This is a genomic window from Mycolicibacterium komossense (genome assembly GCF_025822605.1).
GTDB classification, from domain to species: Bacteria; Actinomycetota; Actinomycetes; order Mycobacteriales; family Mycobacteriaceae; genus Mycobacterium; species Mycobacterium komossense.
Genome location: NZ_JACKTY010000012.1, coordinates 266,160 through 287,877 on the forward strand (window position 1 = coordinate 266,160; position 21,718 = coordinate 287,877).

Below are 21,718 nucleotides of genomic sequence, written 5' to 3' on the forward strand. Positions count from 1 at the left end.
GGCTCGCTGCTCCTCGGCTCCGTGCCTCGGCGGCATCGCCGACTCAACCTGCCGCCAGGCCCAGCGCCACCAACACCGTTGTCACCTCGACGGCGGCGCCCAGAACGTCACCGGTGATGCCATCGAATCGGCGCACACAGTGCGCCACCAGTGCGGCGCACACACCGATGGCGACCAGCACCACGACGGGACCCTGCCAGGGGCGAGCAGTCGCGAATCCCGCGGCCACTGCCACGGCGAGCACCCATGCCGCCACCACCCAACGTGGCTGGGTGCCCGCAACCAGGGCGCCCAACGTGCTGCCGGTGGCGGCCGGCACCGATCGCCGGCACGTCAGCACCACGGCCACCCGGCCGGCCGTCACCGCGACGACGATCGCCAGCACACCGGCCTGGGCGAAGGCCAGGCCCTGCAACACGATCGAGAGCACCACCGCGGCGACGCCGAACGGTCCGGCCGTCCCGTCGCGCATCACCGCCAGCGCGCGCTCGGGCGGTCCGTAACAGCCCAGGCCGTCGGTGGTGTCGGCCAATCCGTCGATGTGCATGCCCCGGGTCAGCAACAACAGCACTGCGACTGCCAGCAGGCCGGCCAGTGGATTGCCTGCGCCGAACAGGGCGCCGGCGCCGACAGTGACGGCGGCCGCAACGGCCCCGAGAGCCATCCCGACCACCGGCAGTGCGGTCAGCGCGCCCCGGCCGAACGCGCCACCGGCAGGTACCGGCACCACCGTTGCGAACGCACAAGCCTGTGCCAGTGACCGGATCACGATGCTCTCACGCGGGGGCGTCGCGGCCCGAGACGGCCGCCGAAGAGAAGGTGGCCATCTCGGCCAGGGTGGCGATCGCCGCCCGCAACACCGGTAGTGCGATCGCGGCGCCGGTGCCTTCGCCCAGCCGCATCCCGAGATCGACGATCGGTTCCAGTTCGAGCTGGGCCAGTGCCAGGGTGTGCGCCGGTTCGGTCGACCGGTGCCCCGCCTGCCACCAGGCCCGGGCGCCGGGGGCCAGGCGCTCGGCGACCAGTGCTGCCGATGTCACCACCACACCGTCGAGCAGCACCGGAGTGTGGCGGACCGCCGCCTGCGCCAGGAACCCGGCCATCGCGGCCAGGTCGGCGCCGCCGCCGACCCGCAGCACGGCGACGGGGTCGAAACGCACCGGGTGCACGCGGTAGAGCGCGTCGCGCACCGCCGCAGTTTTGCGGATCCAGCCGGCGTCGTCGATACCGGTACCGCGCCCGACCGCCGCCACCGGCTCGGTGTTGGTCAGCGATGCGATGAGAACCGTTGCTGCAGTGGTGTTCCCGATGCCCATATCACCGGCGATCAGCAGATCAGCACCCGCGTCGACCTCTTCGTCGGCGATCCGGCGGCCCGCCTCGATCGCGGCGATCGTCTGCTCTTCGGTCAGCGCGTCCTCGATGGCAATGTCGCCGCTGGACCGCCGAATTTTGTGGGCACCGATCGGCGGGGACAGCGGGTCGGAATCCACCGACACGTCGACCACCCGCACGGTCGCGCCCGCGGCCCCGGCGAGCACGTTGATCGCGGCGCCGCCGGAATCGATATTGGCGACCATCTGCGCAGTCACCTCGGGTGGGAACGCCGAGACGCCCGAGCGGGCGACGCCGTGATCACCGGCGAACACCACCACTCTTGCCCGTTTGAATTGCCTTGGAGGACAGGAACTCTGGCATGAGGACACCCACACCGACAAATTCTCCAGCCGCCCTAACGCTCCTGGCGGCTTGGTCAGGGTGTCTTGCCGCGCCGCGGCCGCGGCGGCGCTGGCCGCATCGGGGGCGTCGACTGCGGGTATGTGGGACAGCTGCATCAGGGCGTCCGTTCGGGTTTGATGGGGATCGCCAGACCGGCGACCACCAGCACCACGCGATCACAGGCCGCGGCGAGCTGCTGGTTCAGAGTGCCGAGCGCATCGGCGAATCGGCGCCCGCTGGCAGTGGCGGGCACCACGGTCAGGCCCACCTCCGGGCTCACCAGCACCAACGGCGAACCGAATGTGCCGACGGCGCTGACCAGGTCGACGATGTCATCGGTGACCGGGCTTTCCGGCCCGCGATGCTCCCAGGCTTCGCGCCGGTCCATCGCCGCGGTGAGCCAGTTCCCGACATCATCGATCAGCGTGGGCGTACCGCCGAACTGCCGCAATTCGGTTGCCACATCCGTGGTTTCGGTGGTCGTCCAGTTCTGTGGGCGCCGCTGCCGGTGGGCCGAGACCCGTGCGGACCAGTCGCTACCGGCCGATGCGTCGTCGGCGGCAGCGCCGGTCGCGAGATAGCGGACCTGTGCGCCCGGGCCGACTGATTCGGCGATGGCCTCCTCGGCCCAGCGCGACTTTCCCGACCTGATACCGCCGAGCACGAGCGTGCGCATCTGTGACCGTGCGGATCAGGCGATGACGGTGTCGCCGCGGTTGACCTGAGGCTTCGGCGCCCGCATCCGGCGGATCTGCGATGCCCGGCCGGCTGCGTAAAGCCCGAGCTTCAACCGGCTTTCGGTGTTGTTCGGGAACTTGACGTCCACCGCGTTGCCGACCTTGCGGGCCAGCAGGATACCGTCGACAGCCATCAGCCCCATCAGGATGAGCATGGCGGGGGAGACGAACAGCTGAACCTGCGGGACGCCGAGCATGACGAAGATCAGCAGCAGGGCGAACGGCATGAACAGCCCGAGCAGGTTACGCCGGGCATCGACGATATCGCGCACGTAGCGGCGCAGCGGGCCCTGGTCGCGAGGCAGCAGGTAAGCCTCTTCCCCGGCCATCATCCTTTCGCGCCGCTCGTTCATCGACGCGCGCCGCTCGTTTCGCTCGATCTTCTTCTCTTCGCGGCTCAGCTTCGGCCCGGCCACCGCTTTGCGTCGCGCCCTGGCCTCAGCCGATGTCATCGGTGCCGGCGCAACCGGTCCACGCTTGCGGGCACTCTCGCTGCGCTTCGGGGTGGGTCGGCCCTTCGGCGCGGTCTTCGTCGAGACACCATCGGTGCCGTCGGTCGCCTCGGCCCCGGTCGGCTCGGCCGACCCGGCCGCGTTCTCGTCGCCGTCTTTCTTGCGGCCCAGCAGCTTCACGTCAGCAAGGTTACTTCGCATTGCCCGGTGCCCGGCATGCACCTCCGCATGACCAGCCTTAATCTGCACAGATGACGGGTGCCCAGAACGCCAGCCTGCGGGTGCTGATCGCCCCCGACTGTTTCGGCGACACCCTGACGGCGGTCGAGGCGGCGCAGGCGATCGCCGTCGGCTGGCAGCAGGCCCGACCCGATGACGAGCTCTCGCTGGCGCCGCAGTCCGACGGAGGCCCCGGCTTTGTCGGAGTGCTCGCCAGCCGGTTGGGCGAACTGCGGCACATCCGGGTGGCCGGCCCGCTGAGCTCGGACGTCGACGCGGATTGGGTCTTCGATCCCGTCTCCAACACCGCCTATATCGAATGCGCACAGGCCTGCGGGCTGGCACTGCTCGGCGGTCCGCCGACCGTGCAGACCGCGGAGGCTGCGCACAGCGAAGGTGTCGGGCAACTGATCGCGGCGGCGCTGGCTGCGGGCGCGACGCGCATCGCGGTCGGTCTCGGGGGTAGCGGCAGCACCGACGGTGGCCGGGGCATGGTCGCGGCGCTGGGTGGTGTGGCGGCGGCCAGAGCCGCGCTGGCCGGTGTCGATCTGATCGCCGCATCCGACGTCGAGCATCCGCTGCTCGGGGTTCGGGGTGCCGCGCACGTGTTCGGTCCGCAGAAGGGCGCCGATCCGGCGACGGTGTTGAAGCTGGAGCAGCGGATGACCCAATGGGCCGCGGAACTGGACGCGGTGGCCGGCCGCGCGATCAGTACCGAGCCGGGCGCGGGCGCCGCCGGCGGGATCGGGGCGGCGTTGCTGGCGCTGGGCGGGCGCCGGGAGTCCGGCGCCGCGATCATCGCCGAGTACACCCACCTCGCCGACGATGTCGCCGCGGCGGATCTGATCATCACCGGTGAGGGGCGTTTCGACGATCAATCGCTGCACGGCAAGGTGGTCAGCGCGCTGGCCAACGGCGCAAGGGAGCACCACACACCGGTGCTGGTGCTGGCCGGACAGGTGACCCTCGACGACGAGACCCTGCGCGCCGCGGGCATCCTGGTGGCGTTCTCGATCACCGACTTTGCCGGTTCGGTGCAACTGGCCATCGACGACGCGGCGAATCAGCTGGCTGGGCTGGCGTGCAAGACCGCTGTGGAACTCGGGAATAGCGGGGAAACAAGGTACCGTTGATGTCGGTAGTACCCGTGGGTGTCAAGCCGTGTGCTGCAAAGCCGAGGTTCACCCGCCAACAAGCCACGAGGGAGACGCAATGTCCGTTCAGCAAGAGTCTGTGACCAGCACTGAGACCCACGGCGCCGTCCTGACCCCGGCCGCCGCGGCCAAGGCGAAGTCGCTGCTGGAGCAGGAGGGCCGCGACGATCTGGCACTGCGCATCGCCGTGCAGCCGGGCGGTTGCGCCGGCCTGCGCTACAACCTCTTCTTCGACGACCGCACCCTCGACGGAGACCTGACCGTCGACTTCGACGGTGTTACGTTGACCGTCGACCGGATGAGCGCGCCATACATCCAGGGTGCCCAGATCGACTTCGTCGACACCATCGAGAAGCAGGGCTTCACTATCGACAACCCGAACGCCACCGGCTCATGCGCCTGCGGCGATTCGTTCAACTGACCCTCAGCTGATCCAGCCGGAGTTCTGGCGGGTCGATTTTGACCCGCTAGAACATCCCCGCTGTGCGTAAGACATACGAGCAGACCAGGATCTCGTTGTTGTAGGCGAGTAGTTGAGCCACGCCCTGGCGCTCGGCATTGCCACGTCCGCCGCTGGCCGGTACGACATTCATGGTGAAGAGCACCTGCGCCGCCGTCGGCGAGGCGAAGACGATGGTGTCCACCGAGGTCACCTCGGCCGATGAAAACTGCTTCTGGAACGCGTCGCTGGACAACGTCGCCAGTGCATTGTCCGAACGTCGGTCTTTCACGCCGTCGTAGAGGCCGCAGAGGCCGTTGCGGGCAATCACCTCGACATCGTCTTTCGACAGGGCGTCGAGGTAGTGCTGAATCGCCTGCTTCGCCGAGGATGCCGTCAGCACGGTGTTACTGGTTCCGGATCCGCCGCGGACCGCGAACGCGATCGTCGTCACCAGAGCAGCGATCACCGCCAGCCCCACTACCGTTCCCACCACCACCGGCCACCGGCGCCGTTTCGGATACGGCACCGGCGGGGGCAGCTGGCCGGGGAACTGCGCTGACGGGTACGGATTGACATACGCTTCGGGGTAGGTGGGCTGCCCGGCGAATGGCTGACTCTGGTGGGCATTAGGGTGGGAATCCGAATAAGGTCCGACTGCGCCGGAACCCTGGTGCGGCGGATAAGGGCCGGCCATGGTTCTCCCCGGGGTTGACTGTCATCGCGGACACGAGCACGAGGCCGGTCCATCTGGCTTTGTAGGCAGGTTAGCGCAGAGCCACCACGCTCACCCTGATCGTCGGTCCGGGTAGGCTTATCTAGCTAGGCTTATGAATGAAGGGTGGAGCATTCCGTGACCATTGCCGTGACCGGCTCGATCGCGTCCGATCATCTGATGCGTTTCCCGGGCCGGTTTTCTGAGCAGCTGCTCGCGGAACACCTGCAGAAGGTGTCGCTGAGCTTCCTGGTCGACGACCTGGTGGTACATCGCGGCGGCGTCGCGGGGAACATCGCGTACGCCATCGGTGCGCTCGGCGGCGACGCGACCCTGGTCGCTGCCGCCGGAGTCGACTTCGGGGAATACCGGGCCTGGTTGGAGGCCGCCGGGGTCGACTGCAGCGGGGTGCTCGTCTCCGAGAAGGCTCACACGGCCCGGTTCGTCTGTACCACCGACGAGGATATGGCTCAGATCGCCTCGTTCTACCCCGGCGCAATGTCCGAGGCCCGCGACATCGATCTCGCCGAGATCGTATCGGCCAGCGGGACACCGGAATTGGTGATCGTCGGCGCCAACGATCCCGCAGCCATGGTGCGGCACACGCAAGAATGCCGCTCGCTCGGGCTGGCTTTCGCGGCGGACCCCAGTCAGCAGCTGGCCCGCCTTTCCGGTGACGAGATCCGCACTCTGATCGACGGGGCCGCAATCCTGTTCACCAATGATTACGAATGGGATCTGCTGCTGTCGAAGTCCGGGTGGACCGAGGCCGACGTGATGACCCAGATCGGGCTGCGAGTGACCACACTTGGCGCCAAGGGCGTCGACATCGTCGATCCCGACGGGACCATCGTGCACGTCGGAGTCGTGCCCGAGACCAGTCAGACGGATCCGACCGGTGTCGGCGATGCGTTCCGGGCCGGTTTCCTCACCGGGCGCAGCGCCGGCCTGAGCCTGGAGCGCTGCGCGCAACTCGGTTCCCTGGTCGCGGTGCTGGTGCTGGAATCGACGGGCACCCAGAACTGGTCGTGGGACATCGCCACCGGTGTCACCCGGCTCGAAGGGGCTTACGGCGCCGAGGCTGCCAAGGAGATTGCCGCAGCGCTGGCGTAATGCTGGCCGAACAGACGTAAAGACCCCGACAGCCCCGGCGTGTCGGGGGTCCTTTACGACTGCTCGCTCCCCTCAGAGCTGGACCGGGTAAACCGGCTCACTGATCGACGGCGTCACCGAACCGTCGATGAAGATGGCGAACCACAGCATGAAGATCAACACGGTCCACAGCCGACGACTGTGATCGCTCACTCCCATTCGGTGCTCGTCCAACATCCGCCGGACGGCGGCGATGTCGACAAACTCACCGGCCTGCGACGAGTCGACCATCTGATAGGCCCAGTCCAACAGTTCACCCGAGCGCAGCCAGTGCCGGATCGGCACCGGGAAGCCGAGTTTGGCGCGATGCAGCACGTGGGCGGGCACGATCGGTTCCAGCGCCCGCCGCAGGGCGTACTTGGTGGTGGTCCTGGTGATCTTCTGCTCCAACGGAAGCCGCGAGGCGACCGCGAACACCTCCGGGTCCAAGAACGGCACCCTGAGCTCCAGCGAATTGGCCATCGTCATCTTGTCGGCCTTGACCAGGATGTCGCCGCGCAACCAGGTGAACAGGTCGATGTGCTGCATCCGAGCGACCGGGTCCCAGCCCTGCGACTGCGCGTACAGCGGCGCCGTCACATCGGTGTGCGTCCAGTCCGGCCGGAAGCCGGGCAGCACGGCCCGCAGTTGAGCGTCGGAGAAGCTGCGTGCGTTGCCGTAGTAGCGCTCTTCGAGAGTCAGCGAGCCGCGGTGCAGCAGACTTTTACCGCGCATCCCGTCAGGCAGGGGTTTGGACGCCTTACCCACCGAGCGCCGCAGCGGCCGGGGTAGATAGTCGAATGCCTTGAGTGACAACGGTTCCCGGTAGATCGTGTAACCGCCGAACAGCTCGTCGGCGCCTTCGCCCGACAGCACCACCTTTACGTGCTTACGGGCTTCGCGCGCGATGAAGAACAACGGGACCAAGGCGGGGTCGGCGACGGGCTCGTCGAGATACCAGACGATTTCGGGCAGCGCCGCGACGAACTCGGCCTGACTGACCACCTTCGTGACATGTCGCGCGCCGATCGCCTCGGCGGAGGCCACGGCGACGTCGACCTCGGAGAAGCCTTCGCGTTCGAAACCGGTGGTGAACGTGATCAGCTTAGGGTTGTGCCGGATGGCCAGGGCGGCGATCGCCGTCGAATCGATACCGCCGGACAGAAACGCGCCGACGGTCACATCGGCGCGCATGTGCTTGGCGACCGAATCCTCCAGGACGGCGGTGATCTCGTCGTAGCGCGTCTTCTCACGACCCGACACGAACGGCACGGGGGAGAACCGCGGCACGAAATAGCGAGTGACCTCGGGTGCGGCCCCCGGCCGGATCCGGGCGTAACTGCCCGATTCCAGCCGGCGCACACCGCGCTGCAGCGTCTCGGGTTCGGGGACGTACTGCAGCACGGTGTAGTGCTGCACGGCGCGCCCGTCGATTCCGGTGTCGAAGCCGACCGCATCGGCCAGGTCGAGTAGGCATTTCTTCTCGCTGCCGACCACGGTGCCCGCCGGGCCCGTCGCCATGAACAGCGGTTTGATCCCGAACGGGTCGCGGGCGCAGAACAACTCGCCGGCCTCGGTATCCCACAGCGCGAACGCGAACATGCCGCGCAGCCGGGTCAGTGCCTCGGTGCCCCAGTAGTGATAGGCGGCGACGATGGCCTCACCGTCGCCTTCCGTGGCGAACTCCGCACCGAAGTCGGACCGCAGTGCAGCCCTCAACTCCAAGTAGTTGTAGATCTCGCCGTTGAACACCAGCGCGTACCGCTCCGGTGACTCCGGTGGACCCCACCGCAGCGGTTGATGGGAGTGCGCGATGTCGATGATGGACAGCCGGTTGAAACCCAGCACCACATCGTCGTTCGACCAGGTCCCCGGCTCGTCGGGGCCGCGGTGGCGCATCAGATGCGACGAATCCGCCACCGCGCCGACGATCTCGTCTGTGACGGACCGGGCGGGGGCACACACCAGGGCAAGCAGTCCGCACATCGCAGCCAAGTATGCCTCAAAAAACACATAGGGCAGGTGTGTCGAGCTTGGTGGGTGGGCGTGGTCTACGCTGCGTAGTATTCGATTCGCCATCACGCGCCTGCGGTGAGACTCGTTGTGCGCGAGATGCCGTAGAGATGCTGGTGAGCACGACCTTGACACAGGAGGCGCCGACGTGAAGACCCGCGGGCTTGGCTTTTCTCGAAGCCGTTCTCGTCGGTTCCGGATGGTGGCGCTGGCGGTGACGCTGGCAGCTGCCGCGCTCACGCTGAGCGGCTGCACCTGGTCCGAGGCGATCGGACTGGGCTGGCCGGAGGGCATTACCCCGGAAGCGCACGCCAACCGCGAGCTGTGGGTGGCCTCGTTGGCCGCCTCGCTGGTGATCGGCGTCATTGTCTGGGGCCTGATGTTCTGGACAGCCGCGTTCCACCGGAAGAAGGCCACCGACACCGAGCTGCCGCGTCAGTTCGGCTACAACATGCCGCTGGAGCTGGTGCTCACGGTCGTGCCCTTCCTGATCATCTCGGTGCTCTTCTACTTCACCGTGGTGGTGCAGGAGAAGATGCTGCACAAGGACCCGAACCCTGAGGTGACCATCGACGTCACCGCATTCCAGTGGAACTGGAAGTTCGGTTACCAGAAGATCGACTTCAAAGACGGCACATTCGACTACGACGGCGCCGACCCGGCCCGCAAAGAGGCGATGTCGTCCAAGCCCGAAGGCACGGACGAGCACGGTGAGGAACTCGTCGGCGCGCTGCACGGCCAGAACCCCGAGGACCGCACCTACCTGAACTTCGACAAGGTCGAGACGCTCGGGTCCAGCAACGAGATCCCGGTCCTGGTGTTGCCTGCCGGTAAGCGCATCCAGTTCGAGATCGCCTCGGCCGACGTCGTCCACGGATTCTGGGTGCCGGAGTTCCTGTTCAAGCGCGACGTGATGCCGGAGCCGAAGGCGAACCACTCCGACAACGTCTTCCAGGTCAGCGAAATCCTGAAGACCGGAGCGTTCGTCGGCCGCTGCACCGAGATGTGCGGCACCTACCACTCGATGATGAACTTCGAAGTCCGGGTCGTCGAACCCAACGACTTCAAGGCTTACCTGGAGCAGCGGATCGCCGGTAAGACCAACGCCGAGGCACTACAGGCAATCAACCAACCACCGCTGGCGGTCACCACGCATCCGTTCGATACGCGTCGCGGCCAGATGGCGCCGCAGGCGAGCAACTAGGACAGGGGCGATATGCATATCGAAGCCAGGCTGTTCGAGATCCTCACCGCGTTCTTCGTGCTGGCTGCCGTCGGCTACGGCGCGCTGACCGCGATCTTCCAATACGGTGGCGTCGAGTGGGCCGGTGTGACCGCACTCGTGCTGACCTCCGGTCTTTCTCTGATCATCGGAACTTTCTTCCGGTTCGTCGCTCGGCGTCTCGACACCAGGCCCGAGGACTACGAAGACGCCGAGATCAGCGATGGCGCGGGGGAGTTGGGCTTCTTCAGCCCGCACAGCTGGTGGCCGATCCTGATCGCGCTATCCGCCTCGGTGACCGCGGTCGGCCTCGCGCTGTGGCTGCCGTGGTTGATCGTCGGTGGCGTGGTCTTCGTGCTGAGCACAGTCGCAGGTCTGGTCTTCGAGTACTACCTGGCGCCCGAGAAGCACTGACACTGCACTCGCCACGGGCGGCCTGAGAAGGTCACAATCGTGGCGTCACTTAATTTTGCGATGGTCGCGTCATATCGGCTGCGCCCCCGCGGTTGGGTAGTGTTGCCGAGGCACGACAGGCATGGCGGGCACTCCACGGGGTACTCATCGGCGTGCCGTGATGACGTCATCGAGAAGGACAGGCAGAGATGAGCGGGCCTCCCCCTAATGGACAGCCCCCGGGATCGGAGTCCGGCGAAGAACCCACGCGGGACGCCGGTGGTTCGGATTTTCCGTCGCAGGCGTATTCAGCTCCGGAATCCGAGCAGTTCACCAGCGGCCCTTATGTGCCCGCCGACCCGAACCTCTACGACTACGACAGCTACGAGTCGAGCGAGCAGGGCGAGGACGTTCGACCGCCGCGCTGGCCGTGGGTGGTCGGTGTCACCGCAATCATCGCCGCGATCTCTCTCGTCGTCTCGGTCGCACTCTTGGTGACCAGCACGGATACCAACAAGCTTGCGACGCCGATGACGACCACCACCACAGCCCCCCCGGTGCAGGACGAAATCACCACGACCACACCGCCGCCACCACCCCCGCCGCCGACCACCGAAGAACCGCCGCCGCCGCCACCGCCGGAGACGGTGACCGTCACATCCGAACCGCCGCCGCCGCCACCTCCGCCGCCGACCGAGGAGGCCCCCCCACCTGTGACCACGACGACACCACCCCCGCCCCCACCGCCGACGTCGACCACGCCGGCCGGTCCGCGTCAGGTCACCTATTCGGTGACGGGAACGAAGGCCCCGGGTGACATCATCTCGGTGACTTTCATCGACGCAGCGGGCCGTCAGCGCACGCAGCGCAACGTCTACATCCCGTGGTCGCTGACGGTGACCCCGATCTCGCAGTCCGATGTGGGCTCGGTCCAGGCGTCCAGCCTGTTCCTGGTGAGCAAACTCAACTGCTCCATCACCGCCAGCGACGGCACCGTCCTGTCGTCCAATACCGGCAACGCCGCCCAGACCAGCTGCTGATGAGTCCAGGTAGGGGACACGCGGACGCCGGTCCGCAGAGCAGGTTCGCCCGCTCGCCGGAAACGGTCGACAGGATCCTGGTGATCGCGTGCGCAGTGATGTGGCTCGCGGTTCTCGGTGTCGGTGTCGCGGCCACCGTCGCGCTGGTCGATCTCGGCAGTGGTCATCCGGCGACGGCGCCGAAAGCCGAGCATTCCGACACCCCGTGGCTGCTGTACGTGGTGATCGGGGTGTCGGCGCTGGTCATCCTGGCGGCGATTCCGCTGCTGCTTCGCGCCCGGCGAATCGTGATCGACGAGCGGCCGCCGGTGCCGCCGGCCCGGCCACAGGCCCGCCTGGCCGTCGATCGTGACCCGCCCGACTACCCGGGCCCGACGCCGGCCCGCGCCCCCTCCAACGTCATCTCGGTGGGCATGCTGGATCGCATGTGGCTCCGGTGCGGGGTAGGGGTGCTGACCGCGACGGGGGCGGCGATGATCGCCGTGGCGACGGCCACCTACCTGATGGCGGTCCAATCGGATACCGCGTCCTGGAGCGCCTACGGGGTGGCGGGCGTGATCACCGTGGGCATGACTGCCATTCCGGTGCTCTACCTGCGCCAGCTGCACGCAGCGCTGGCCAACTCCTAGCCGCTCAGGGCCACAGCAGCGTCCGAGTCCAGCCGCCATCGGCGCGTTGGTACTGGACACGGACATGGCGGCGCGTGGTGTCGGACTGCCAGAATTCGACGGTGTCCGCGACGACGGCATACGACGTCCATTCGGCGGGCACCAGATCGGGGGCCGTGGCTAGTTCGGCTCGCGCCGTTGCCAGGGCTGCATCGAGTTCCGCCTGGTCGGAGTAGGGCTCGCTCTGACGGCGGGTCAACGCCATCTCTCGTGATCCCGCCGGGCGGGCCAGGAAATCGGCGGCAGCGATATCGTCGGGATCCCGTACGACGGGCCCCGAGACGCGGATCTGCCTGCCCAGCTGCGGCCAGTAGAACGTCAGGGCCGCAACGGGGTTCGTGGACAGCTGTCGGCCCCTGCGGCTGATCGAGCTGACCGCGAAGTGCCAGCCACCGTCGGTCGTGACGTCTTTGCAGATGAGCACCCGCGCCCACGGGCGACCGGTCTCATCGACGGTGGACAGCGTCATGGCATGCGGTTCAGCGACACCGGATTCAATTGCGTGACACAACCATTCGGTGAACAGCGCGAGCGGCTCGGCCGGTGCTCGCCCAGGATCGAATGGGGGAGCGGAGCCGGCGAGCACCGACAGCCGGCGCAGCGTCTCCCGCAGGCCGGCGTCGACTGACCTAGTGGTGGCCGTTGTGCCCGCTTCCGTTGGCTCCATTGCCATTGGATCCGTTGCTGGGCGCACCCACTATTTCGGAGTCCTGGTATTCCTTCAGAGCGGTGAGCGCGCGGTGCTCGGAGGCGTGCGCAGCCTCGCGCAGCGCCTGGTCCTCGGAGACCGGATCGGCGAACAGGAAGCTGCCAGAACCGGTGGAACCGCCGGAACCGAGTTTGTTCATCTTCTTCGGCACCGCGGCACCCTGGTATTCCAGCGGGATCGGGTGGCCGTGGTCGTCGACCGGGCCGATCGGCTGGTGCAGCTCGACGTACGCGCCGTGCGGCAGGCGCTTGAGGATGCCCGTCTCGATACCGTGCTCAAGGACTGCACGGTCGCTGCGCTGCAGCCCGACGGCCCACCGGTAGGCGATGAAGTAGACCAACGGTGGCAGGACCACCATCGCGATACGGGCGATCCACGTCGTCGCATTGAGGGAGATGTGGAACTTCAGCGCGATGATGTCGTTCATGCAGGCGAAGGTCAGCAGGATGTAGAACGAGATCGCCATGGAGCCGACGGCCGTGCGGACCGGTGCATCACGCGGGCGCTGCAGCAGGTTGTGGTGGCTGTTGTCACCGGTGAACTTCTTCTCCAGGAACGGATAGACCACCAGCAGACCGAGGATCACGCCCATCAGCACCGCGATCCAGACCGGCTGCGGGATGGTGTGGCCGAAGGGATAGAACTCCCAGGCCGGCCAGATACGGATCAGGCCGTCGGTCCACATCATGTAGAAGTCGGGCTGTGAACCCGCGGAGATCTGCGAGGGCTTATAGGGGCCCAGGTCCCAGATCGGGTTGATCTGCAACAGGCCGCCCATCAGGCCGAGCACGCCGACCGTCATGGCGAAGAAGGCACCCGATTTCAGCGCGAACACCGGCATGACGCGCACGCCGACGACGTTCTTCTCGGTGCGGCCGGGGCCGGGGAACTGGGTGTGCTTCTGGAACCAGACCAGGGCGAGGTGAGCGCCGATCAGCGCCAGGATGATGCCGGGGATCAGCAGGATGTGCAGGGCATAGAGCCGGGGGATGATGATCGTGCCCGGGAAATCGCCGCCGAACAGAGCCCAGTGCATCCAGGTTCCGATCACCGGAAGGCCCATGGTGATGCCCGACAGGGCGGCGCGCAGGCCGGTACCGGAGAGCAGGTCGTCGGGCAGCGAGTAACCGAAGAAGCCTTCGAACATCGCCAGGATCAGTAGCAGCGAGCCGATCAGCCAGTTGGCCTCACGCGGCCTGCGGAACGCACCGGTGAAGAAGATGCGGGCCAGGTGCACCATGATCGAGGCGGCGAACAGCAGCGCCGCCCAGTGGTGGATCTGGCGGACGAACAGACCGCCGCGGACCTCGAAGCTGATGTTGAGAGCCGACTCGTAGGCCTTGGACATCTCGATGCCGCGAAGCGGTTCGTAGACACCGTTGTAGGTGACTTCGGCCATCGAGGGGTCGAAGAACAGCGTCAGCCACACACCGGTGATCAGCAGCACGACGAAGCTGTAGAGCGCAATCTCGCCCAGCAGGAACGACCAGTGCGTGGGGAAGACCTTGTTCAGGATCCCGCGCCGCACCGCCGCCGACGGGTGATAGCGAGAATCGATCGCATCGCCCTGCTTGGCCAGAATCTCACCGATATTCGGACTCATGATGTGCGCTCCCAGAAAGCCGGTCCTACGGGCTCGATGAAGTCGCCGTTGGCGACCATGTACCCATCCTGGTCGATCGTGATGGGTAGCTGCGCCAACGCGCGCGCAGCGGGGCCGAATATCGGCTTGGCGAAATGCAGTGCGTCGAACTGTGACTGATGGCACGGGCACAGGATTCGGTAGGTCTGCTGCTCGTACAGCGATGACGGGCAACCCAGATGCGAGCAAACCTTGGTGAAGGCGAACAGGTCACCGAAGTTGAAGCTCTCCTGGCCTTGGCGCTTGACCACGCGGCCCATATCCTGCGGACGGATCCTGATCAGCATGACGGGGTTGCGGACGCCCATCAGGATCGCGCTGAGCTTTTCGTGCGACTCGACGGTGGTGCCGTCGCCGTCGGATTCGCGCCACGGCAGCACGGTCTCCATGCCGCCGGCGTCGATGTCCTCCGGGCGCATCTTGACGAAGGGACTGTGGCTGTCACCGGTGGCGCGGGCCAGGTAGATGGTCTCGCCGGCGAACCGGGGAGTCCAGCCTGACGTCCACAGCACTGCCTTCATACCTTCGGCGGTCGGGACCACCGGCTTCCACGGGTTCTTGATCAGGCCGCCGATGAAGGCCACCAGGGTGCCTGCACCGAACGCGCCGAGTCCGATCCCGAGTGAAAGGCCGATCATCTTGCGGCGCCGCAGCGTCGAGCCTTCCAACGCATCGGTCAGGTTGGCCGCGACCGTCTTGCGCTGCAGCTCCGAGGAGGCGCCGTCGTGGCGGTCCTGGATGGTGATCTCTTCGGGGATGAACTTCTTCTGGATCAGCACCGCGCCGATACCGATCGCGAGGATCGACAACCCGAACGTCAGGCCGTACAGGGGAGTGGCCAGGCTGTAGATGAAGTTGCCTGCGCTGCCGTCGGGCTTGTACTCCCAGGGCCAGAACAAGAAGACCACCAGCAGTGCGAGACCGCTGAGGCCACCGAGCAGCAGCCAGAACGACACCGAACGCTCGGCGCGCTTCTCGGCCTTGGTGCCCTCGACGGGCCAGCGGGGGTCCTTGAAGACGATGTCGACGCCATCGAGCTTGCCGCCGAGTGTCAGCAACTCCTCGCGGGACATGGCCGCGAGCTGCTCGTCGGTAGGGTTCAGGTCACCTTCGTCGGTACCGGTCTTGCTCTCACTCATGCTCGTGCCCCGATCCACATGGCGATACCGATCACTGCCACCATTCCGATAATCCAGGCCGCCATGCCCTCGCTGGTGGGCCCGAAGCCGCCGAGGCCGTAGCCGCCGGGGGAGCGGGATTCCGCCGCGCCGCGAACATAGGCGACGATGTCCTTCTTCTCGTCGGGCGTCAGCTGCCGGTCGGAGAACTTCGGCATGTTCTGCGGGCCGGTCAGCATCGCCGTGAAGATCTGCTGCGGGTTGGCATCGCCCAGGTCCGGTGCGTACTTACCGGAGGACAGGGCGCCGCCCTTACCTGTGAAGTTGTGGCAGGAGGCGCAGTTCAGCCGGAACAGGTCGGCGCCGCGGGCAACGTTGTTGCCGAGCAGCGATTCCTGGGCGATCTGGCCGTTTTCGTCGCGGACCACCGATGGGCCGCCGCCGTTGGCCTGGATGTAGGCGCCGAGGGCGTCGATCTGGGCCTCGTCGAAGTTCGGCGTCTTCGACGGCGCCTGCGCGTTGAGGCTCATCGCCGGCATGCGACCGGTGGAGACCTGGAAGTAGACGGCTGCCTCGCCGACGCCGACCAGGCTGGGCCCGCGGTCGGGAACGCCCTGCAAGTTCGCGCCATGGCAGGTGATGCATGCGGTCTCATAGAGCTGCTTGCCGTTACGCAGCAGCGCCGAAGCGGATTCGTCCGCTACGGCGACCTGCGGTCGGGGGGTCAAGACCGCGGCCAGTCCACCAGCCATAGCCAGCGCTATCAGCAGGAGAAACCCGCCGGTGATGCGCCGGCGCAGTCGCCGGCGGGACCGGTCACCATTGGCCGATCGGGTCAACCGCGAGATTTTCAACCCAGCACTCCTGTTCTTCTGTGTGGCACGGGCGCTGCTCGTCATCGGACGCTGATCGTCATCGAACGAAGTAAATGGTGGCGAAGAGTGCGATCCACACGATGTCGACGAAGTGCCAGTAATACGACACGACAATCGCAGCGGTGGCCTGGGCCGGGGTGAACTTGGCCATCTTCGTGCGGGCCAGCAGGTAAACGAAGGCGACCAGTCCGCCGATCACGTGCAGGCCGTGGAATCCGGTGGCCAGGTAGAAGACGGTGCCGTAGGCGCTGCCCGGGATGGTCGTGCCGTGCTCGACCAGGTGGTAGTACTCGTAGCCCTGGCCGGCGACGAAGAAGGCGCCCATCACGAGGGTGACCAGATACCACCGGCGCAGGCCGTAGACGTCGCCGCGCTCGGCCGCGAACACCCCCATCTGGCAGGTGAACGAAGAAGCGATCAGCACCATCGTCACCGGAACCGCGAGAGCCAGATTCAGCTCAGTCGGTGGCGGCGGCCAGATGCCACCGGCTTGCGCGCGCGCGGTGAAATACATCGCGAACAGTCCAGCAAAGAACATCAACTCACTGGAAAGCCACACGATGGTGCCGACACTGACCATGTTCGGCCGGTTCAGCGAATGCACCCGCGACGTGATTGCCGTTCCCGAGGTTCCTACAGCGCTCGTCACACATGAAGTATGACGCTTTGTAGTTGTCGAACTCCACCCGGGGAGGCAATTGGTAAGAAGTGTCGCCGTCCCGTTTTGGGGACCCCGCACGCGACGTGGGAATATCGGCCGGTGAGCGAGTCTTCTCCAACCCCCACATGGCCACGGATCCTCGGCCGGCTGACCGATCGTCAGCCGCTGGCACCGGGCGAGGCGGGGTGGTCGATGGACCAGATCATGACTGGCACAGCCACTCCCGCCCAGATCGCCGCGTTCGGTGTCGCAATGAAGATGAAGCGTCCGACTCCGGCCGAGGTCAGCGAGCTGGCCGACGCCATGCTGAAGCATGCCCGCCGGGTGCCGACGGACAAGATCGGCACCGATACGGTCGACATCGTCGGTACCGGCGGCGACGGGGCCAACACGGTGAACCTCTCCACGATGGCCGCCATCGTGGTCGCCGCCAGCGGCGTGCCGGTGGTCAAACACGGAAACCGGGCGGCGTCGTCGCTCTCCGGTGGCGCGGACACGCTCGAGGCGCTCGGAGTGCGCATCGATCTGGGCCCTGACGCAGTGGCGCGGTGTGTGGCAGAGGTCGGTATCGGGTTCGCGTTCGCGCCACAGTTCCACCCGTCGCTTCGGCATGCGGGGGTGGCGCGTCGGGAGATCGGGGTCCCGACGGTGTTCAACCTGCTCGGACCACTGACCAATCCGGCGTCGCCGCGGGCCGGGCTGATCGGCTGCGCGTTCGCTGACCTCGCCGAGGTGATGGCCGGAGTGTTCGCCGCCCGGCGGTCCAGTGTGTTGGTGGTACACGGCGACGACGGGCTCGACGAGCTGACCACCACGACGACATCGACGATCTGGCGGGTGCAGGCCGGCACCATCGACCGGTTGACCTTCGACCCGGCCGGGTTCGGTTTCGCCCGCGCTCAGCTCTCTGAGCTGCTTGGTGGGGACGCGGAAAGCAATGCCGCCGAAGCGCGTTCGGTATTCGGCGGCGCAGCCGGACCGGTGCGTGACGCGGTGATCCTCAACGCCGCCGGCGCGATGGTCGCCCACGCCGGATTGACCAGTAGTGCCGAATGGTTGCCCTCCTGGGAGTCCGGTCTGGCCCGCGCAGCCGAGGCCATCGACTCCGGGGCGGCCCGCCAGCTGCTGTCCCGGTGGGCTCAGCTCAGCCAGAAGCTCTGATGGCCGCACTGCGCCGGCTGGGGCCGACCAACTCGTCGTAGCCGGCGCCGCGTTCTGGCGTGAGCTGCTCGGCGGCCGCCCGCGCTGATCTGGCCGTCGCCGACCAAGCCGCCCATCGTCCGGCGGCGTGTGTCGGTGACGCCCACCCCACGGAGGTGCGGACGATCCGGGTGCCCGGCACGGCCAGCCACCGGGCGATCAGGCCGGTCTCCTCGACCAGTGCGCCGCCCAGGGGTGCCGGTTCGGTCAAGATCGTCTGCGCGCCTGCACAGATGGCGTCGACGACCGGCATCGGGGGCACGCCGCGCCGTGCGGTGCCTGCGGCGGCCAGCTGTCCGCGCCGGATGACCGCGAAATGCCAGCCGCCGCCGCCGTCCGGCTGGGCGGCCACCAACTCGCCGACCTCGACCAGGGCCTGCAGTCGCTGGCCGCGCCACAACGCGTCGACCGCAGCGGCGGTGTGATCACGCAATCGAGCGGCGCTCTCGAAATGGCCGCGCTCGGCGAGTGCGGAGATCTGTGCCATCGCCGCTGTCAGCGTCTCGTCTTCGCGGTCGCGCCCGGCGATGACGTCGGCGGCGCGCTGCGCGATGCCGGCGTAGTCGGACGCGGTGAGGCCACGGGCGCCCGGGCATGGCGACACTTCCCGCTCGGGACAGGACGGCCCGTGCCGCGCCGCGGCGCCGAGGCGGTTGGTGCAGGTGCGCAGGCCGGTGAACCGGGCCAGCAGCGCGGCCGTCTCGGCGGCGTCGGCTCGGGCGCTGAACGGGCCGATACATCGATCGTGCCGGGGTGCCCGGACCACCACGAATCGGGGGAACGCCTCCTCGGACAGCGCCACCCACCACCATCGGTGGGGGAACCGGGAGCGGCGGTTGTACGGCGGAGCGTGCGCGGCCAGCAGTCGCAGTTCCCGGACGCCGGCCTCCAACGCGTGGGCGCACACCACATGGTCGACGCCGGTGCTCAGCGCGACCATCTCGCGCATCCGGCCGCGCGGATCGGCACCGTTGAAGTACTGGCCGACGCGGCGGCGCAGGTCGACGGCCGTCCCGATGTAGAGCACCTCGCCGCCGGGCCCGCGAAACAGGTAGACCCCGGGCTGCTGGGGCAGTCCGGTGGCGAACACCCGCTTGCGGCGCTGGACCGGTGTGACGTTCGGCAGGTACGACCGCAGCTCGGTGTAGGTGCTGATGCCCTGGTTGCCGACGCGCTCGATCAGCGCGTGCAGGACATCGACGGTCGCCTTGGCATCGTCGAGCGCGCGGTGGGTGGGTGTGCAGGATGCGTGGAAGATCCGCGCCAGCTCCGCCAGCCGCACGCTGGGCGCTTCCTCGCGGGTGAGTACGCGGCGGGCCAGCCGGACCGTGCACAACACCGGCGGCTGCGGCCACACCAGGTCGCATTGCGCCGCGGCGGACTTGAGGAAACCTATGTCGAAGCCGGCGTTGTGCGCCACCAGGACCGAGCCGCGAGCGAATTCCAGGAACATCGGCAGCACCGAGGCGATCGTCGGGGCGTCGCGGACCATGGCGGTGGTGATGCCGGTGAGCTGCACGACCTGCGGCGGGATGGCCCGGCCGGGATCGACCAGGGTCGCGAATTCGCCGAGCACCACACCACCGCGCACTTTGACCGCGCCGATCTCCGTGATGGCGTCAGACGCGCCGCCCGTTTCCTTTGGGCTGGCGCGGCCGCCGGTGGTCTCCAGATCGACGACGACGAAAGTGACGTCGCGCAGGGACACATCGGCTGTCGATTGAAAACTCAACGCATCCACATCGGCGAAGCTCAGCTGCGCGCTGCCGGTGCCCTCCACGGCTGCCGACGTTAAGCCCTGCCTGAGACAAATTTCGCCAGGCGCAGCCGGTACCGCGGACCGCGGTTTTGGCGAAATCTCGACAATTCGGGTCAACTTGCCCGGCACTGGCCGGCCGCGATCCCAGTGGGTGGACGCCACGCCGATTTGTCGGTGGCCGGGTTTAGCGTGCGAACAGGGGAAATCCAGACGGACCGAAACACACAGAAAGAGGTAGGACATGGGACAGAGGGGCCGTCCGGACGATAACGGTGAGCCGGTGATCATCGACTGTGACGACTGTGCGGTGCGCGGTCCAGGATGCCGCGATTGCGTGGTCAGCGTATTACTAGGTATTCCTGATACGTTGCTGGCGGACGAGCGGGCAGCGCTGGAGGTACTTGCTGACGCGGGAATGGCGCCGAGGCTCCGGTTGGTGCCGATCCACCGTGAGCGGAAACCGGGAGTTGCCTGAGAGTCGGGTTCGGCCTGGGCAACAGCTGGCGAAAGCTGTTAAGTTTGCGTCTCTTGTTGGACAACGCCGATGCCGTTTCGTAACCTATCTGAGACCTAAGGCGGTTCGACGGCGACGCATCAGCGGCACGTCGAAGGCAGTTTAAGGACAAGCAATCTTGAGGTTGGACGGCGAAGACCGGATCAAACGCGGTGTTAAACGACCCGTTTTCGGATTGATAGCCGTGCTCATCCTGCTCGCCAGCATGCTGGCCTCGGGTGTGCAGGCCGATCCTGCCGATGACGCGTTGGCAAAGCTGAATGAATTGTCGCGGCAGGCCGAGCAGACCACAGAGGCCATGCACAGTGCGCAGCTTGACCTGAACAACAAGCTGGAGGCCCAGGCGGCTGCAGAGCGCAAACATAACGACGACCTTGCCGCCGTCGATGCCACCAAGGCGCAGTTGGCAACCTTTCAGACCGGTGTGGATAAGTTTGCCGCCGCCATGTACATGGGTGGCCGGACCGACGGACTCAACGCGATGCTGACCGCTGAGTCGCCACAGGGACTGATCGACAAGTTGGCCGTCCAACGGGTGATGGCCACCGAGATGTCCGCGCAGATGGCCAACTACAAGAAGCTCAGTGCCGAAGCAGTAACGGCCGAAGCCGCGTCGGCCGCGTCCGCCGACGCCGCCAAGACCGCCGCCGAGCAGGCCGCCGCCGTCCGGGCCGATCTGCAGTCCAAGCAGAGCAAGCTTCAGTTACAGATCGCCGTCGTCAAATCTCAGTACATGGCGCTGACGCCGGCCCAGCGCGTTGCCCTGGCCGCTCCTGCGCCCCCACCGCCGCCGGACGCGTTGCCCCCCGGTCCCGACGTACTGGCTGCGGGCCCGATGCCCGGCCTGCCGCCGGATGCACTTCCGCCTGATGCCCCGTTGCCTCCCGAAGGTGCGCCGCCCGCTCCTGACGGGGTTCCCCCCGGCGATCTCGCACCGCCCGAGGGTGCGGTTCCCGCCCCTGGTGGTGGCGAAGGTGCCATCGCCGTCCAGGCAGCCCTGACCCGTGTCGGCTCCCCGTACTCCTGGGGTGCCGGTGGTCCGAGCGCTTTCGACTGCTCGGGTCTGGTGATGTGGTCCTTCCAACAGGCCGGTATCTCGTTACCGCACTCCAGCCAGGCGCTGGCAGCAGGTGGACAGCCGGTATCGAGGGATGATCTGCAGCCCGGTGACGTGATCAACTTCTACTCGGACGCCTCGCACACCGGCATCTACGTCGGCGACGGCATGGTGGTGCACGCGTCGACCTTCGGACAGCCGGTCAAGGTGGTGCCGATTGACGGCGCCGGCCCGTTCTACAACGCCCGTCGCTACTGACGGTCCCCAGCGCGGACGCAGTC

The 21,718-nt window shown here is 67.1% G+C and carries 22 protein-coding genes; 10 read left to right on the forward strand and 12 right to left on the reverse strand.

From position 1 onward, the window contains the following. Positions 1–43: 43 nt before the first annotated feature. From H7J73_RS03215 to H7J73_RS03230, 4 genes are read right to left on the reverse strand one after another with little or no spacing between them, the layout of a single operon-like run. The gene (locus tag H7J73_RS03215) at positions 44–769 is read right to left on the reverse strand and encodes an adenosylcobinamide-GDP ribazoletransferase (protein ID WP_264065792.1); all 726 of its coding nucleotides are present in this window, start codon (positions 767–769) and stop codon (positions 44–46) included. A 7-nt stretch (positions 770–776) separates the two neighbouring features. Then, a complete protein-coding gene (gene cobT / locus H7J73_RS03220) occupies positions 777–1,835 on the reverse strand; it encodes a nicotinate-nucleotide--dimethylbenzimidazole phosphoribosyltransferase (protein WP_264065793.1) in 1,059 nt (352 codons plus the stop codon). Continuing rightward, entirely contained in the window at positions 1,835–2,395 is a 561-nt protein-coding gene (locus H7J73_RS03225) for a bifunctional adenosylcobinamide kinase/adenosylcobinamide-phosphate guanylyltransferase (protein ID WP_264065794.1), read from the reverse strand. The genes cobT and H7J73_RS03225 overlap by 1 nt, the downstream gene beginning before the upstream one ends. 15 nt (positions 2,396–2,410) lie before the next feature. Continuing rightward, a complete protein-coding gene (locus H7J73_RS03230) occupies positions 2,411–3,088 on the reverse strand; it encodes a DUF3043 domain-containing protein (protein WP_264065795.1) in 678 nt (225 codons plus the stop codon). 71 nt (positions 3,089–3,159) lie between these two features. Here H7J73_RS03230 and H7J73_RS03235 point away from each other — a divergent pair, with 71 nt between their 5' ends. Next, positions 3,160–4,260 carry a glycerate kinase family protein gene (locus H7J73_RS03235; protein WP_435405411.1) on the forward strand — a complete coding sequence of 367 codons (1,101 nt, stop codon included), beginning with the start codon at positions 3,160–3,162 and terminating at the stop codon, positions 4,258–4,260. 79 nt (positions 4,261–4,339) lie between these two features. After that, positions 4,340–4,702, forward strand: a complete 363-nt coding sequence (locus H7J73_RS03240) for a HesB/IscA family protein (RefSeq protein ID WP_264065796.1) — start codon at positions 4,340–4,342, stop codon at positions 4,700–4,702. 46 nt (positions 4,703–4,748) lie between these two features. Here the strand turns inward: H7J73_RS03240 and H7J73_RS03245 are convergent, their stop codons facing one another. Beyond that, entirely contained in the window at positions 4,749–5,417 is a 669-nt protein-coding gene (locus H7J73_RS03245; RefSeq protein WP_264065797.1) for an Rv0361 family membrane protein, read from the reverse strand. Between the two features lie 156 nt (positions 5,418–5,573). Between H7J73_RS03245 and H7J73_RS03250 the strand changes: the two genes are divergently transcribed. Next, positions 5,574–6,548 (forward strand): carbohydrate kinase family protein, encoded by a 975-nt coding sequence (locus H7J73_RS03250; protein WP_264065798.1) that lies wholly within the window; start codon positions 5,574–5,576, stop codon positions 6,546–6,548. Between the two features lie 72 nt (positions 6,549–6,620). On the opposite strand, the gene asnB is transcribed toward H7J73_RS03250, so the two are convergent. Continuing rightward, a complete protein-coding gene (asnB, locus tag H7J73_RS03255; protein ID WP_264065799.1) occupies positions 6,621–8,552 on the reverse strand; it encodes an asparagine synthase (glutamine-hydrolyzing) in 1,932 nt (643 codons plus the stop codon). A 226-nt stretch (positions 8,553–8,778) separates the two neighbouring features. Between asnB and ctaC the strand changes: the two genes are divergently transcribed. The 4 genes from ctaC to H7J73_RS03275 all read left to right on the forward strand — a co-directional run bounded on the left by ctaC (position 8,779) and on the right by H7J73_RS03275 (position 11,863). Beyond that, positions 8,779–9,783, forward strand: a complete 1,005-nt coding sequence (ctaC, locus tag H7J73_RS03260; protein WP_264066002.1) for an aa3-type cytochrome oxidase subunit II — start codon at positions 8,779–8,781, stop codon at positions 9,781–9,783. A 12-nt stretch (positions 9,784–9,795) separates the two neighbouring features. After that, a complete protein-coding gene (locus H7J73_RS03265; protein ID WP_264065800.1) occupies positions 9,796–10,215 on the forward strand; it encodes a cytochrome c oxidase subunit 4 in 420 nt (139 codons plus the stop codon). A gap of 188 nt (positions 10,216–10,403) precedes the next feature. Beyond that, the gene (locus H7J73_RS03270) at positions 10,404–11,234 is read left to right on the forward strand and encodes an MmpS family transport accessory protein (RefSeq protein WP_264065801.1); all 831 of its coding nucleotides are present in this window, start codon (positions 10,404–10,406) and stop codon (positions 11,232–11,234) included. Next, positions 11,234–11,863, forward strand: coding sequence for a DUF2561 family protein (locus tag H7J73_RS03275; RefSeq protein ID WP_264065802.1), 630 nt, complete (start codon positions 11,234–11,236; stop codon positions 11,861–11,863). Before H7J73_RS03270 ends, H7J73_RS03275 begins: the two co-directional genes overlap by 1 nt. A gap of 4 nt (positions 11,864–11,867) precedes the next feature. On the opposite strand, the gene H7J73_RS03280 is transcribed toward H7J73_RS03275, so the two are convergent. From H7J73_RS03280 to ctaE, 5 genes are read right to left on the reverse strand one after another with little or no spacing between them, the layout of a single operon-like run. Next, positions 11,868–12,569, reverse strand: coding sequence for a pyridoxine/pyridoxamine 5'-phosphate oxidase (locus H7J73_RS03280; protein WP_264065803.1), 702 nt, complete (start codon positions 12,567–12,569; stop codon positions 11,868–11,870). Continuing rightward, entirely contained in the window at positions 12,532–14,214 is a 1,683-nt protein-coding gene (gene qcrB, locus H7J73_RS03285) for a cytochrome bc1 complex cytochrome b subunit (protein WP_264065804.1), read from the reverse strand. Before qcrB ends, H7J73_RS03280 begins: the two co-directional genes overlap by 38 nt. Continuing rightward, positions 14,211–15,392: a cytochrome bc1 complex Rieske iron-sulfur subunit gene (gene qcrA / locus H7J73_RS03290; protein WP_264065805.1), complete on the reverse strand. Its 1,182-nt coding sequence runs from the start codon at positions 15,390–15,392 to the stop codon at positions 14,211–14,213. Before qcrA ends, qcrB begins: the two co-directional genes overlap by 4 nt. Next, complete coding sequence (qcrC, locus tag H7J73_RS03295; RefSeq protein WP_264065806.1) at positions 15,389–16,270, reverse strand: cytochrome bc1 complex diheme cytochrome c subunit; 882 nt, start codon at positions 16,268–16,270, stop codon at positions 15,389–15,391. Before qcrC ends, qcrA begins: the two co-directional genes overlap by 4 nt. Positions 16,271–16,283: 13 nt before the next feature. Further along, positions 16,284–16,895: an aa3-type cytochrome oxidase subunit III gene (gene ctaE / locus H7J73_RS03300; RefSeq protein ID WP_264065807.1), complete on the reverse strand. Its 612-nt coding sequence runs from the start codon at positions 16,893–16,895 to the stop codon at positions 16,284–16,286. A 75-nt stretch (positions 16,896–16,970) separates the two neighbouring features. Here ctaE and trpD point away from each other — a divergent pair, with 75 nt between their 5' ends. Next, on the forward strand, positions 16,971–18,068 hold the full coding sequence (trpD, locus tag H7J73_RS03305) for an anthranilate phosphoribosyltransferase (protein WP_264065808.1): 1,098 nt from the start codon (positions 16,971–16,973) through the stop codon (positions 18,066–18,068). Here the strand turns inward: trpD and H7J73_RS03310 are convergent. Further along, the gene (locus H7J73_RS03310; RefSeq protein ID WP_264065809.1) at positions 18,052–19,887 is read right to left on the reverse strand and encodes a DEDD exonuclease domain-containing protein; all 1,836 of its coding nucleotides are present in this window, start codon (positions 19,885–19,887) and stop codon (positions 18,052–18,054) included. The two genes, trpD and H7J73_RS03310, sit on opposite strands and share 17 nt — an antisense overlap. Before the next feature lie 220 nt (positions 19,888–20,107). Here H7J73_RS03310 and H7J73_RS03315 point away from each other — a divergent pair, with 220 nt between their 5' ends. Further along, positions 20,108–20,341, forward strand: a complete 234-nt coding sequence (locus tag H7J73_RS03315; RefSeq protein WP_264065810.1) for a hypothetical protein — start codon at positions 20,108–20,110, stop codon at positions 20,339–20,341. A 157-nt stretch (positions 20,342–20,498) separates the two neighbouring features. After that, positions 20,499–21,695, forward strand: a complete 1,197-nt coding sequence (gene ripC / locus H7J73_RS03320; RefSeq protein WP_435405412.1) for a peptidoglycan hydrolase RipC — start codon at positions 20,499–20,501, stop codon at positions 21,693–21,695. Positions 21,696–21,718: the final 23 nt, after the last annotated feature.